12 protein-coding genes are annotated in these 14,110 nt (G+C 45.6%); 4 read left to right on the top strand and 8 right to left on the bottom strand.

Annotation, left to right across the window (positions count from 1 at the left end):
• Positions 1-156 precede the first annotated feature (156 nt).
• Positions 157-1,089 (top strand): carbamate kinase, encoded by a 933-nt coding sequence (arcC, locus tag G5B06_RS08815; protein WP_173762423.1) that lies wholly within the window; start codon positions 157-159, stop codon positions 1,087-1,089.
• 161 nt (positions 1,090-1,250) lie between these two features.
• Here arcC and nrdD read toward each other — a convergent pair whose 3' ends face one another.
• Positions 1,251-3,386 (bottom strand): anaerobic ribonucleoside-triphosphate reductase, encoded by a 2,136-nt coding sequence (gene nrdD / locus G5B06_RS08810; protein ID WP_021977905.1) that lies wholly within the window; start codon positions 3,384-3,386, stop codon positions 1,251-1,253.
• Positions 3,387-3,561: 175 nt separating this feature from the next.
• The gene (locus G5B06_RS08805; RefSeq protein WP_173762422.1) at positions 3,562-4,110 is read right to left on the bottom strand and encodes a hypothetical protein; all 549 of its coding nucleotides are present in this window, start codon (positions 4,108-4,110) and stop codon (positions 3,562-3,564) included.
• Between the two features lie 262 nt (positions 4,111-4,372).
• Here G5B06_RS08805 and asnA point away from each other — a divergent pair, with 262 nt between their 5' ends.
• Positions 4,373-5,383 carry an aspartate--ammonia ligase gene (gene asnA / locus G5B06_RS08800; RefSeq protein WP_148448506.1) on the top strand — a complete coding sequence of 337 codons (1,011 nt, stop codon included), beginning with the start codon at positions 4,373-4,375 and terminating at the stop codon, positions 5,381-5,383.
• A 48-nt stretch (positions 5,384-5,431) separates the two neighbouring features.
• Entirely contained in the window at positions 5,432-5,857 is a 426-nt protein-coding gene (locus G5B06_RS08795; RefSeq protein WP_021977908.1) for a CBS domain-containing protein, read from the top strand.
• 121 nt (positions 5,858-5,978) lie between these two features.
• Here G5B06_RS08795 and nagA read toward each other — a convergent pair whose 3' ends face one another.
• The 6 genes from nagA to G5B06_RS08765 form a co-directional block, all read right to left on the bottom strand.
• Complete coding sequence (nagA, locus tag G5B06_RS08790; RefSeq protein WP_173771786.1) at positions 5,979-7,082, bottom strand: N-acetylglucosamine-6-phosphate deacetylase; 1,104 nt, start codon at positions 7,080-7,082, stop codon at positions 5,979-5,981.
• A gap of 28 nt (positions 7,083-7,110) precedes the next feature.
• Positions 7,111-7,854: a glucosamine-6-phosphate deaminase gene (gene nagB, locus G5B06_RS08785; RefSeq protein ID WP_148448503.1), complete on the bottom strand. Its 744-nt coding sequence runs from the start codon at positions 7,852-7,854 to the stop codon at positions 7,111-7,113.
• Between the two features lie 159 nt (positions 7,855-8,013).
• Positions 8,014-8,757 (bottom strand): amino acid ABC transporter ATP-binding protein, encoded by a 744-nt coding sequence (locus G5B06_RS08780; protein ID WP_148448501.1) that lies wholly within the window; start codon positions 8,755-8,757, stop codon positions 8,014-8,016.
• Entirely contained in the window at positions 8,744-9,433 is a 690-nt protein-coding gene (locus tag G5B06_RS08775; protein WP_180215131.1) for an amino acid ABC transporter permease, read from the bottom strand. Before G5B06_RS08775 ends, G5B06_RS08780 begins: the two co-directional genes overlap by 14 nt.
• Before the next feature lie 101 nt (positions 9,434-9,534).
• Complete coding sequence (locus G5B06_RS08770) at positions 9,535-10,311, bottom strand: transporter substrate-binding domain-containing protein (RefSeq protein ID WP_148448499.1); 777 nt, start codon at positions 10,309-10,311, stop codon at positions 9,535-9,537.
• Positions 10,312-10,480: 169 nt separating this feature from the next.
• The gene (locus G5B06_RS08765) at positions 10,481-12,997 is read right to left on the bottom strand and encodes a leucine-rich repeat protein (RefSeq protein ID WP_173771784.1); all 2,517 of its coding nucleotides are present in this window, start codon (positions 12,995-12,997) and stop codon (positions 10,481-10,483) included.
• A 205-nt stretch (positions 12,998-13,202) separates the two neighbouring features.
• Between G5B06_RS08765 and dapF the strand changes: the two genes are divergently transcribed.
• The gene (gene dapF / locus G5B06_RS08760) at positions 13,203-14,057 is read left to right on the top strand and encodes a diaminopimelate epimerase (RefSeq protein WP_148448496.1); all 855 of its coding nucleotides are present in this window, start codon (positions 13,203-13,205) and stop codon (positions 14,055-14,057) included.
• The last annotated feature ends 53 nt before the right edge of the window (positions 14,058-14,110 follow it).

The raw sequence follows: 14,110 nt of genomic DNA, 5'->3' as shown, positions 1-14,110 counted from the left end.
TTTTTCCTTGTCTGAAAATTCACGGCCTGACAACTATCTGTAAACCATATTCATCTAAAATTCTATTGCATTTCCAACATAGGTCTTTTATAATAAAATATAATACTCGTTACTATTGAACAGTAACCAATTTTAAAGAGAAATGAGGTATTTCCTATGAGCGAAAAAACCGTAGTAGTTGCATTAGGCCACCGAGCACTTGGTACCACACTTCCTGAGCAGAAAACAGCCGCCCGACTTGCAGCCAAGGCAATCGCAGACCTGGTTGAAGAGGGAACCCGCGTGGTAATCTCCCACAGCAACGGTCCGCAGGTAGGGATGATCCACACCGCAATGAATGAATTCGGCAAGGCACATCCTGATTATACATTTGCACCAATGTCCGTATGTTCTGCCATGAGCCAGGGTTATATCGGCTATGACCTTCAGAACGCCATTCGTGCGGAACTTATTTCCAGAGGAATCTATAAACCTGTCAGCACCATTCTCACACAGGTTGTCATTGATCCATATGATGAAGCATTTTCCGAACCGGAGAAGATCATCGGTCGTGTCCTGAATGCAGAAGAAGCAGAAGCCGAGGAAGAAAAAGGAAACTTCGTCACAAAAGTAGGGGAAGGACAGTACAGAAGAATCCTTGCAGCACCGAAGCCACAGAAGATCGTGGAGATCGAGACCGTGAAGGTTCTTTCCCAGGCAGAGCAGATCGTTATCGCAGCAGGCGGTGGCGGAATCCCGGTTCTTGAGCAGGGTACCCAGCTGAACGGTGCCAGCGCCATCATCGAAAAGGACCGTGCAGCAGGACTTCTTGCAGAGGAACTGAATGCAGATACCCTGATGATTCTTACAAGTGTTGAGAAGGTAAGCCTTAACCACAACACCGATCAGGAATCTTATCTGGATACCATCTCCACAGAAGATGCGAAGAAATACATCGCAGACAATCAGTTTGCGGCAGGCTCCATGCTTCCGAAGATTGAAGCAGGTGTTTCCTTCGTTGAAAAAGGCACCGGACGCCGTACCATCATCACCGATATGGCTCACGCCAAAGACGGATACTGTGAGAAGACAGGAACCATCATTAAATAATACACTTTCCCATAACAATATCCCGCAGAAAACTGCTGAATCTACCGGCAGTTCTGCGGGATATTTTTTATGCCGGAAATCGGCGCAAAAAAACACAGATACAGCATAATGCCATATCTGTGTAAATAGCTCTACCTCAGCCAATCTGTCCGGCCTATATTTTACATGGATTTTCGCTCAGCGATCTCCGCCATCTTCGCCTCATTCAGACGGGTGTCCCCATGAACACGGCTGTAGGAAAGATATCCGTTCATACGGTCGATCTTCGTCAGGTTTCTGGAACCGCAGACCGGGCACACATCCATTTCCAGCTCCTCATGACCACAGTCGTCACAGTATGCAAGAGAAAGGTTCACGCCCTCATAATATCCCAGATCCATGGCTCTGCGGATCAGTGTACGGATGGCTTCTTTATTGTAGCCGATGGGATAACGTACATACTGGATCTTACCACCATTGCAAAGCTCCCAGAAACGTCCCTCCAGATCCTGTTTCTCGATTGGGGTTACGTCCTCTGTTACATGACAGTGGAAACTGTTGCTTACATATGGTCTGTCAGAAACCCCTTCAATAATTCCGTACATCTTACGGAACTGCTCTACCTGCAGGCCACAGAGACTCTCTGCCGGCGTTCCGTAGATTGCGTAAAGGTAACCGTCTTCCTTCTTATACTGATTTACCTTGTCATTGATATATTTCAGAACTTCCAGGGCAAAAGCACCATCCTCTGCAATGGATTTTCCATTGTAAAGCTCCTGCAGCTCGTTGAGTGCTGTGATACCAAAGGAAGCAGTCATCGGCTTCAGGATCTTGCCGATCTTTTCATTTGGTTTCAGATGTCCGCCGTAGAAACCACCCTCACAGTACGCAAGAGGGTTGGTAGACGCACGCATCTGTCCCAGATACTCATACGTACGGATATGCAGATTACGGATCATTTCCAGATAGAAATCCAGAACTTCATAGAAATCTCTGCTCTCCGCTCTGGCCTTGGCAAGGATCATCGGAAGATGAAGGCTTACCGCACCGATGTTAAAACGGCCCACAAAAACAGGCGTATCATTCTCATCTGCCGGTTCCATGCCACCACGCTCATACCACGGGCTTAAGAAAGCACGGCATCCCATCGGGCTGATGACTTTTTTGTATTTCTTGTACATGCTGGAGATATAGCCTGCGCCGGACATGGACAGCCAGTCCGGATACATGGTCTTGGAGGAGCACTCCACACCAGCCTCAAAAATATCCTCACAGCACTTTCCAGGGCCGTGGATCTCTTTGTCATAAAGGAATACGATCTTCGGGAACAGTACCGGTTTTTTATGTCCGGCTTTTCCCTGGCCTCCCTGATGCACTTCAAGAAGAGAAACCGTACACATCTTCTCAAACTGCTCGGTTCCAAGACCAAGTGTTACTGTAACAAACGGATAATCACCTCTGGAAGAACCAACCGTATTCAACTTGTATTCAATTCCCTGCCATCCCTGGTCATAATCCCTGCGGACTTTGTCAAGGGCATACTCGATCGCACGTTCCTCGCGGCCGCTCCAGCTCTCATCAGAGTATTTCAGAAATTCGGAAATATATTTATCGTAACTCTTCTTCGCATACGGTGCCAGGATCTTATCAACTTCAGGAACGGTAAAACCACCGTACTGCTGCGCTGCTGTGCTGAGGATGATATCGCCCATCACATCAAAGGCTGTATCCAGGGTCTTCGGCTCATTATACCAGACATTCCCCATCTCAAAACCGCCGCTTAAAACAGCTGCCACATCAAACAGACAACAGTTCATAGTATCCAGACGTGCAGACTGATCATGAATGTAAATGTAACCGTCCTTACATGCTTGAAGTTCATTACGGTTCATAAAGAACTTCCGGTAAAGCTCTTTGTTCAGCTCATTGAAGATCAAGCTTCTCTTGGTTGCAACAAGCGCACTGTCCGTATTGGCATTGCTCTTATCACCGATGTAACGGATAGCCTGGCTCTTGGTGTAAACATCATCCATCATGTGAATGAAATCCAGCTTGTAATTCCGGTAATCGCGGTAGCTCTTGGCAACTGCAGGATTTACACGCTCCAGCGCTCCCTCTACGATGTTGTGCATCTCCTGGATCTCGATCTCATTTTTCCCAAGGGAATCCGCATGCTCCTGGGCAAAACGGCAGATAAAATCCTTCTCCTCATCGGAAAAAGTATAAAGAATACGCTCTGCTGATTTGTTCACGGCAGCCACGATTTTCTGAGGATTAAACTCCTCTCTTGTTCCGTCTTTCTTAATTACATATAACATGGCTCATCTCTCCCAAATACTATATATAGTACTATCTCTACCTATATCTTGATTTTTCTCTATATATTGTGCTAGGCATGAGTATACCACAGCTGGGAGGAAAAGAAAAGGGATATTTCTGTATACAAAAAAATACAGACTTTTAGCACTGCATGATCTCACTGCGGAAATATTCTTACAAATTCATTTGGAACCATTCTGCGATGAAATCCCATATCTCGGGAAGCAGGGCGACCAATGCCACTATAAGCCATATGATCCAGCTTATACTGTTTCTTTTCCGGCCTTCGTTCTGCTGCTTTTTCCCCTGATTTAAAACTTCTGTACGATTTCTGTTCGCCGTTGTTTTATACACGGTACTACCTGCCGGTGCGGTCTTTTTCACAGTTGCAGCTGCATTTCCTGTATTTCCTATATTTCGGTTTCCGCCTGGATTCCGGTTCACTCCTGCATTCCGTCCCGTATTCATATTGCGGCCTGCATTCGTATTCCGCCCCATATTCGTACTCTGCTTCACCCGGCCGCTGCGCTGTGCTGTTTTATCAACGGTCTGTCCATATTGTCGCATCATATCCCGCACTTTGGCGGAAGCATGTCTGTAATGTACCTCACGGGGCTCATTAAGATGGTAAAGTACTTCATCATTTCTGTAAGGCATCCCGCACAGTGAACACCTGCCATTTACAACCCTGCCGCCACAAACCTGACACTTCTCACCTGCCATAAACTCCCTCCATTCTGTCCGTTAAAACGGACATTTACATTTATTTTTATCAATCGGACATTCCCATTTCGTCCTGCTGCATGTCCCTGAATGCGATCATTCCACAATTTACATTCAGTATATCATATCATGCTCTCAATACCCAGTATTTTTCCCGCTCCAGGGCCCGGACTTCACACCTCCTTATATTGCCACCCTGGCCATTTTCTGCTATAATACCCCACAGAGCAACAAGCCAAAAAATCATCAGGAGGAAGCGATAATGAACACAATCACAATCCCCGCAACCTATCATGCAGACCTGAACCTCCATGACACACAGATTGCGATCAAAACAGTAAAAGATTTCTTCCAGCAGACACTCTCCCAGAAGCTCAACCTTCTCCGAGTATCCGCTCCAACATTTGTAGCACCGGAATCCGGCCTTAACGATAACCTTAATGGTGTAGAGCGCCCGGTAAGCTTTGATATCAAGGCTATCGAAGGCAGCAACGCCGAGATCGTACACTCCCTTGCGAAATGGAAACGCTACGCTCTGAAAAAATACGGTTTTTCTCACGGTGAAGGCCTCTACACAGATATGGTAGCGATCCGCCGCGATGAAGATCTGGACAATATCCACTCTGTTTACGTAGACCAGTGGGACTGGGAAAAAATCATCTCCAAGGAAGAGCGCTCCATGGAGACTCTCAAGGAGACCGTACGCACCATCTACAGTGTCCTTCGTAAAACTGAGAAATACATGGCTGTACAGTACGACTACATCGAAGAAATCCTTCCGAAAGACATCTTCTTCATCACAACACAGGAGCTTCTTGACATGTATCCGGACTGCACACCGAAGGAACGTGAATACAAGATCGTCCGTGAAAAAGGTGCCGTATTCCTTATGAAAGTCGGAAAAACCCTCACAAACGGAGAGCGCCACGACGGACGTGCCCCGGACTACGATGACTGGGAACTGAACGGCGATATCCTTGTGTACTATCCGGTACTTGACATTGCACTTGAACTTTCCTCCATGGGAATCCGTGTTGACGAGGACGCACTTGACCGCCAGCTTACCGAGGCAGGCTGCGATGACAGAAGAGAGCTTCCTTTCCAGAAAGCCATCCTGAACAAAGAACTTCCGTACACCATCGGTGGCGGTATCGGACAGTCCAGAATCTGTATGTTCTTCCTGCGTAAAGCACACATCGGAGAAGTACATGTATCTCTCTGGCCAAAAGAAATCACAGATGCTGCAGAGGCACACGGACTTCAGCTTCTCTAAAACATCTTGCAGATTTATTTATAATTTTTGCGGAAATGAGGTAATAACGTGAACATTCTGTTTTTTCTGATTCCCAAAAGCGAAGTCGCCTACATCTTCGAAGATGAGACCCTTCGCCAGACCCTTGAAAAAATGGAGCACCGCAAGTACTCCTGTATTCCCATTCTCACCATGGACGGCAAATATCTCGGCACCATCTCAGAGGGCGACCTTCTCTGGGGCATGCGCCGGGCAGACATTCACGATATCAAGGAAACAGAGGGCGTTCCCATCATGGCAATTCCACGCCGTGCCACCTATAAACCGGTCCACGCAGATTCCAATATGGAAGATCTCCTGGACCGCGCCATCAATCAGAACTTCGTGCCAGTTGTGGATGACCAGGGAGCCTTTATCGGAATCATAACCAGAAAATCCATCATCAAATACTGTTACAACGAAATGAAAGCCGCACAGGGCGCTGCTGAAGAATAAACTCAGCTACCAGCCCCAAAAAACAAAAACAAGGCTCCGGTTCCCGGGATAAAGCGAATATTCTCATTCTGCTTTCCCGGGAACCGGAGCCTTATTCTCTGTCCTTCTTTATCTGATTCGATCAGATCACCCTCACAATATTCAGCTTCTCATCTGCAAGTACCATATCCGCCCGTTTTCCAGGCACAAGAGAGCCCACCTCTCCATAGATGCCAATGCTCTTTGCAGGATTTCTGGTGGCCGCAAAAATCGCCGTACGCTCCGGCACACCCATTGCGATCACGCACTGCATACATTCATAGAGATTGGTTGCGGAACCGGCAATGGTGCCATCCTCAAGAACCGCCTTCCGGTTATTCATAATCACCTTCTGGCCGCCCAGCTCATAAACACCGTTTTCCATTCCTGCCGCCATCATGGAATCGCTGATCAGTACAATCCGTTCTTCCCCGAACATCCGGAATGTATTTCTTACTACTGCCGGATGAATATGAATTCCATCTCCGATCATCTCCACCATACACAGCGGATCATCTGCCGCTGCTGCGATCACTCCAGGCGCACGGTGTCCCAGCGGATTCATGGCATTGTACAGATGGGTTACATGATGAGCACCCTTTTCCATGGCTTTTGCGGCGCAATCATAATCCGCACCTGTATGGCCTATGGAAATCACCACATCATCTTTAAACGTTTCAATAAACTCCTCTGCTCCTTCCATATTCGGAGCCACAGTCACAACCTTTATCCTTCCACCGGAAGCGTTCTGGCATTCCCGGAAAAATTCAATGTCCGGTTTGCGGATGTATTCCTCCACATGTGCGCCCTTTTTTGCAGGATCTAGGAACGGTCCCTCCATATTCAGACCCACAATTCTGGCACAACTCTCATCCTGCTCCACTTCTGTTGCGGACGCAAAAATCCGGATCAGCGCATCCATGGGAAGTGTCATAGATGTAGGACAGTAGGAAGTAACTCCGTGAACTTTTTCATACTGGAGAATTTTTTTCAGGCCGGCCGCATCTGCGTCTGAAAAATCATGTCCGACCGCACCATGGCTGTGAATGTCCACAAGTCCCGGCAAGATTTTCAGTCCGGAAGCGTCAATTTCTTCTTTATCAGAAACTTCCGCCTCACCGGATACAAGTTTCCCGTCTTTCACATAAAGATCCATTTTCCGGAAGCTGCCATCTTCCTGAAAAACATTTCCATTTCGGATAATCATAACTTTTTTGCCCCTCTCTGCGCTTCCTCTATAAAAGTCCTTTTTCACGGATCAGGCTCAGTGCATCCTCATCTGCCACAACCGTGAGATCCGGATGAAGCTGCAGAATAGATGCCGGAACATTCGGTGTGATCGGTCCGTACAGGGAATTGTACAGGGCTTCTGCCTTGGAAGTTCCCGTTGCCATAAGGAGGATTTTTTTTGCTGCCATAATGTTCTTGATTCCCATAGTGTAGGCCTGTTTCGGAACCTCATCCATGCTTTCAAAAAATCTTGCGTTGGCTTTGATTGTACTTTCCGTCAGATCCACACAATGGGTTTCTTTCTCAAAAGCCGCTCCCGGTTCATTAAATCCGATGTGACCGTTTCCGCCAATACCAAGAAGCTGCATGTCCACACCGCCGGTTTTCCGGATGATTTCATTATACTGTGCACACGCCTTATCACTGTCCTCTTCCAGCCCGTCAGGCACAAAGGTTCTCTCCTTGTCAATATTTACATGGTCAAAGAGATTCTGATTCATAAAATAACGGTAACTCTGGTCATTGTCACCGGAAAGTCCCTTATATTCATCCAGATTCACACTTGTCACTTTTGAAAAATCCAGATCTCCTTTTTTGTACCACTCCACCAGCTGTGCATACATGCCCACCGGTGTGGAACCGGTAGCAAGTCCGAGAACCGCATCCGGTTTCATAATAATCTGTGCAGACATGATATTGGCTGCTTTTCTGCTTACATCCTGATAATCTTTTCCTGTGTAAATAGTCATAGTTTTTTCCCCCTTAGTTTTTTGCTGTAAAACCCTTTTTTCTCTGATTATTATAACACACTTTCCATTTCAGAAGCTGTCATACCACAAAAAAACTGATATTTTCCTCCTGCATTTTTGTACAGAATATGGAAAATATCAGTTCAGTATAATTCAGATTTATAATGTTTTTGAAAGGAATTCCTGAAGTCGTTTATTCTTCGGATTTGCAAAAAATTCTTTCGGGGAATTCTCCTCCTGTATCTTTCCCTCATCAATGAAAAGAACTCTGGTTGCCACCTCGCGGGCAAATCCCATCTCATGGGTTACCACAACCATAGTCATGCCGGATTTTGCAAGCTCCTGCATCAGTTCCAGAACCTCTCCGACCATCTCCGGGTCAAGTGCGGATGTGGGCTCATCAAACAGCATCACATCCGGATTCATGGCAAGAGATCTCGCAATGGCAATACGCTGCTTCTGGCCACCGGAAAGCATATCCGGATAGGAATCCGCTTTGTCCGGAAGACCGACACGTTTGAGAAGCTCCAGAGCGGTTTTCTCTGCTTCTTCTTTACTCATCAGCTTCAGGGTTACCGGTGCAAGCATGATGTTCTCTTTTACAGTCTTATGCGGAAACAGGTTAAACTGCTGGAATACCATTCCGATCTTCTGACGGTGACGGTTGATATCCACCTTCGGATCTGTAATGTCGGTTCCCTCAAAGAGAATTTTTCCTCCGGTTGGTTCCTCAAGAAGGTTCAGGGAACGGAGGAATGTAGATTTGCCACAGCCGGATGGTCCGATAATGGCCACCACTTCGCCACGGCGGATCTGTGTGGTAATTCCGTTGAGGACCTGATTGCTGCCATAGGCTTTCTGAAGGCCCTGCACATCCAGAAGTACTTCATTACTTACGCTCATTGGTTCTCAGCCTCCTCTCAAGTCTTCCTACCAGATAGGTGAGGAAACAAACAATTATAAGATAGATTGCAGCTACTGCAAGCAGTGGGAACAGCGCACTGTAGGTCTGGCTTCGGATAATATCACCGCCACGGGTCAGATCCATAAGTCCAATATAACCACTGATAGATGTCTCTTTCAAAAGTACAATCAACTCGTTTCCAAGAGCCGGAAGAATGTTTTTGACAGCCTGAGGAAGAATGATCTTCGTCATGGTCTGTGTGTAATTAAGGCCCAGGCTTCGGCCAGCCTCAAACTGTCCCTGGTCAATAGACATGATACCGGAACGGACAATCTCAGCCACGTATGCGGCAGAGTTCATACCAAAAGCAATGATCGCAACTACGATCTTTCCCGGATCTACGGTTGCAAAAATAACATAGTATACGATCAGCAGCTGTACCATGGTTGGTGTCCCACGGATCACAGTCAGGTAAACTCTGCAGATCACATTGAGGATCTTAAGTTTGCCTGTCTTATCATGTGTGGAACGAACAATGGCAATAACAAAGCCAAGAAAAATACCAAGCAATACCGCAAAGAATGTAATAATGATGGTATTTTTCAGACCGGATACAATGAACTGCCAGCGGCTGTCGTCCAGAAAATTAAACTGAAACTGTTCAATAAGACTCAAAATTTCCACCCTTTCCCAAACTACAGGTTCCGAATTCCGGAAGTATACTCCCGGATATCCGGAACCTGAATTCAGTTCTTATAATTTTTCATCAGAAAGACTTATTTCTGTACAATGATAACCTGCTCTGCAGTTGTATATGGATCTGTGAAATCAATACTCTTCTTACGATCCTCTGTTACAGTCATTCCTGCAGCACCAAAGTCAGCTTTTCCGGATTTTACCGCATTTACGATGGCATCAAACTCCATATCCTCAACTTTCAGGTCGTATCCAAGCTTGTCGCAGATTGCCTTTGCGATATCAACATCGATACCTACAATATTATCTCCGTCATAATATTCATATGGCTGGAATGTTGCATTGGTAGCCATTGTCAGAGTTCCCTTGGAATGATCTGCATCCTTCGGAGTCTCATACGGAGTTTTACCTGCATCATCACCGATGTAGTTATCTCTGATGGAATCCAGAGTTCCCTCATCCTCAAGCTCTTTCAGCGCATCATTGAATTCTTTGGTAAGATCTGTGTTGTCCTTGGAAATACAGATCGCATACTCCTCTTTATCAAATACATTGTCGATAAGCTGAAGATCGTCATTTTTCTCAACAAATTTCTTGGCCGGCTCACTGTCAATCACCACACAGTCAATCTTGCCCTGCTTCAGAGCCATTACTGCATCGTTACCTTTATTATATCTCTCTACAGTTGCGTCCTTGATATCTGTAGCAATGGTATCACCGGTGGTTCCAAGCTGAACACCGATCTTCTTTCCTTCCAGATCATCTGCGCTCTTGATCTCATCTGCTGCAAAAACAGCGGATGTCATGGATACTGTCATAGCTGCCGCCAGTGCAAGTGCCATAAGTTTTCTTTTCATTTCTTTTTTCCTCCTGTTTCTGTGTACTTTACGTTATGTCTCTCCGGTTTCCGTCAGCCCTATTCGTAATGTACAGGAATAATTATACATAATTATGCATATTGCCTTGTTTTATGATACCATGTTTTTCATAAAATGCAAGCACAGAAACTTCATAACCATGATTTTCCTATTTTCTTACCGTGATTTTTTTCACAGTACTGTATGTTCCATATACGTAATTTCCTGCGGAATCTTTTTTGAATCCACGGACTTTTACATAATAGGTTTTATTTTTCTTCAGATTGGAAAGTGTTACGGACGTTTTCGCGGAATTTACTTTTTTATATCCGCTGAAATCACTCTTTTCTGCATATATGAACTGATAACCACGAACGCCTTTGATTGTATTTACGGATACATTCAGTTTCTGTCCGGCTGTGTTTGTCAGCTTGCTGATCACGGCCTTTGAAACCGTTGTCTTTGTCCAGTGTGCATACAGGGTCTGGCTTTTGGATATTTTTGTTTCGGCTGTTACTTTTGTGCCTCCGCTTTTTGCTGTGTACCAGCCTGTGAAGGTATAGCCTTTTCTTGACGGAGACGGCAGTGTTCCTGCTTTTGCCTTTACTTTGACATTCTTGGTTTTTGTGGTTACTGTGCCACCGTTTGGATTAAACGTCAATCTGGCAACCGATGGATCAGTTACTGTGATTTTTCTGGTGGAAGCTCCGTTTTCATATCCTGCAAAATACATCTTGATGGTTGCAGTTCCTGCACCTACAGCTGTGATCTTTCCCCCCTTCACGGTGCATACGGATGTATTGGAAGATTTCATCACAACTCCCGTATTTTTCATCGGCATACCATCCCACAGAACAGTTGCGGTTGCTGTCTGGCCTTTTTTAAGGGAAGTTGCGGAAACGTTCAGAGAAGCTCTGTAGTATTCTTTGTCTTTGCTTACGACGATTTTGCGGTCGTTTGTTTTATCTTTATAGGAAGATGATGTTGCCTTATCTGCTCCGTCATAGCTGAAGCACTGTACCCAGTAATAGTAACCATTGTAGCATACACATCCGATTCCGATACTCTGGTAATCTTCTCCCAGAATGTTTGCCTTATGGCCTTCGGAATTCATCCACATATTCATTACAGCAGATGCAGTAGTCGTACCGGCTGCGATGTTTTCTCCGTACATTTTTGAATTGGCAGTATAACAGTCTTTTCCACAGGGTCTTGTATGCGAATAGTATAGTACATTCTCAAATCCCCGCATCATTGCGGTTTCAAGAAGACTTTTATCCATGGTCAGTGCCTTCAGACCACATTTTTTTCTTTCCTTATTTACCAGGTTCAATACTTCGAAAGCTTTTGCATAACATTCCTTTGCACGCACGTTTACTTTTACACTGCTGATGTAAGTTCCATCCTCAATTGTATAAAAACCACCACCTGCGGATTTAATTTTTGTAGTGCTGTCAAAACTGTCATCTATTTTCGCAACAGTAGATGGAAGCATAATCTCTTTCAAAGCCGGACATCTCACAAAAGCACCATTTCCAATACTCGTAACTCCTTCCGGAATTACAACTTTTTCCAGCACAGAGTCTCTGTAACAGCATCCATCCGGAATTTCTTTTATTCCCTTTTCAAAAATCAGAGTCGTTATCTTTTCTGCACAGAGAAACAGATATGCTCCCATTTTCTTCACTGTACCTGGAATGGTTACTTTTGTAAGGCTTGTATAAGCAAACGCTTTCTCTGCAATACTGGTCACATCTTCCGGAATTCTGTATTCTCCCACACGGCCTCCCGGAAAAGAAAGTAACGTTTTTCCATTGTCCTTATAAAGAATTCCATCTCTGACGCTATAAATACTATTTTCTTCCATTTCGAAAGACTGCAAACTCCTCAGCCCTGACAGGCTTGAACCATCCAGCTCTTTTATACTTGCAGGCAATACCAGTTTTGTCAGTCCGGCTCCCCAGAATACTTCTTCTCCAATTTTTTCCAGTGAATTTCCAAGAGCAAGATCCGTTAACAATGGATCATCGGAAAAAGCATCTCTCTCAATTGTTTTTACCGTATTTCCCACCACTGCTTTTTTCAGATTGGGACAATTCATAAACGCTTCCGTTCCAATATAGGTAACACCATCTTCTACATAAACTTCTGTTATCTCATCTTTATAATCATTCCAGCCAGGCAAATTTTCTTCTGTTATTTCACCGGTAAAAAAATCCGCAACAACATAAAAATCATCCATCTCCCCATTTCCGGAAATCGTGAGGATTCCATCTTTCAATGTCCAGTTTACACCTTTTCCACAGGTACCCTGTTTTTCTTCTCCATCCGGAGTTTCTCCGTCGGAAAAAAGATCATCCTCATCGTCCATATCACTTTCTGCAGCTGCATCAGGCTCCAGATCCTCCACCTGTGAATCTTCGTTTTCCGGAAGTTCCTCCACAGCGTCCGGAATTTCGGTATTTTCTGCTGGTTCCTCCGGCATTTCCTCTGCCGGTTCCTCCGTAACTTCCGGTTCTTTTACCGCTGCATCTCCGATCTCGGTTTCTTCATCCACTTCCCCGGTGGCTTCCTGAACACTTTCTTCCGGAAAATCTTCCGCAAATGTTACAGCAGGCTGAAACGCCATTGCCGCGCATACGGAAACTGCCAGAACCTTTTTCAGCCAGATATTTTTTCTTCTCATGTACTTTCCTCCTTCTCATAAGCTTTATAAAAATATTATAAATCCCGGTATTTTTTCTGTCAATCTGCGGGAAAATTCACTTTTCGATAACAATTATCCAGTATACTATAATACCTGAGGAAGAAACTGGTATATTTTTCCGGCAGGGGCTTGTGTTCCTCCGGAAAAAGCAAGTATAATATTCAGGAATAAGGAGGTTATTATTATGAAATTCACGAAAATGCACGGCATTGGAAACGATTATGTATATGTAAACTGTTTTGAGGAGACTGTCAAAGATCCTGCCGCAGTGGCGAAATTTGTCAGCGACCGCCACTTTGGCATCGGTTCCGACGGCCTGATCCTGATCCGCCCGTCTGAGATCGCGGACTGCGAGATGGATATGTACAACCTGGATGGTTCCCAGGGCGCCATGTGCGGAAATGGTATCCGCTGCGTTGCCAAATATGTCTACGACCACGGCATTGTGGACAAAACATCTTTAAGCATTGCCACAAGAAGCGGTATTAAATATGTAGACCTCACCATCCGCGACGGCAAAGCTTCCATGGTAAAAGTCAACATGGGCTCCCCGATCCTCACTGCAAAAGAGATCCCGGTGGTTGCCGAAACCGAGCAGGTGATCAACGCTCCCATTACCGTTGACGGAAAAGAGTATCATATGACTGCAGTTTCCATGGGCAATCCTCATGCCATCATCTACGTAGATGATGTGGACAGCCTTGACCTGGAAAAAATCGGCCCGTCCTTTGAGAATCACGTATGCTTCCCTGACAGGGTCAACACCGAGTTTGTTCAGGTGATCGACCGCCACACCGTTAAGATGCGTGTCTGGGAGCGCGGCTCCGGAGAGACTCTCGCCTGCGGCACCGGCGCCTGCGCGGTTACGGTAGCTTCCATCCTCAACGACAAAGTTGACGGCAGCAAACCGGTTACTGTACAGCTCCTGGGAGGAAACTTAAACATCTCCTGGGAAAGAGACGAAAACCTCGTCTACATGACCGGTCCGGCAACTACGGTGTTTGATGGGGAAATTGATCTTGGGTTTTTAGGTGAATAGTCAAGACCACCCGCTTAGCGGGTGGCTTGCTCTGTCCCTATAAGGGACTATTC

It is taken from the genome of Blautia luti, assembly GCF_013304735.1.
GTDB lineage: Bacteria > Bacillota > Clostridia > Lachnospirales > Lachnospiraceae > Blautia_A.
Note: the sequence above shows the minus strand (reverse complement) of the source record. Positions and strands in the feature narration are given on the sequence as shown.

Excerpts from the sequence above, each read along its gene's own strand:
- arcC (WP_173762423.1), top strand. The coding sequence starts at position 157 with ATGAGCGAAAAAACCGTAGTAGTTGCATTAGGCCACCGAGCACTTGGT.
- nrdD (WP_021977905.1), bottom strand. The coding sequence starts at position 3,386 with ATGTTATATGTAATTAAGAAAGACGGAACAAGAGAGGAGTTTAATCCT.
- G5B06_RS08805 (WP_173762422.1), bottom strand. The coding sequence starts at position 4,110 with ATGGCAGGTGAGAAGTGTCAGGTTTGTGGCGGCAGGGTTGTAAATGGC.
- asnA (WP_148448506.1), top strand. The coding sequence starts at position 4,373 with ATGAACACAATCACAATCCCCGCAACCTATCATGCAGACCTGAACCTC.
- nagA (WP_173771786.1), bottom strand. The coding sequence starts at position 7,082 with ATGATTATCCGAAATGGAAATGTTTTTCAGGAAGATGGCAGCTTCCGG.
- nagB (WP_148448503.1), bottom strand. The coding sequence starts at position 7,854 with ATGACTATTTACACAGGAAAAGATTATCAGGATGTAAGCAGAAAAGCA.
- G5B06_RS08780 (WP_148448501.1), bottom strand. The coding sequence starts at position 8,757 with ATGAGCGTAAGTAATGAAGTACTTCTGGATGTGCAGGGCCTTCAGAAA.
- G5B06_RS08770 (WP_148448499.1), bottom strand. The coding sequence starts at position 10,311 with ATGAAAAGAAAACTTATGGCACTTGCACTGGCGGCAGCTATGACAGTA.
- G5B06_RS08765 (WP_173771784.1), bottom strand. The coding sequence starts at position 12,997 with ATGAGAAGAAAAAATATCTGGCTGAAAAAGGTTCTGGCAGTTTCCGTA.
- dapF (WP_148448496.1), top strand. The coding sequence starts at position 13,203 with ATGAAATTCACGAAAATGCACGGCATTGGAAACGATTATGTATATGTA.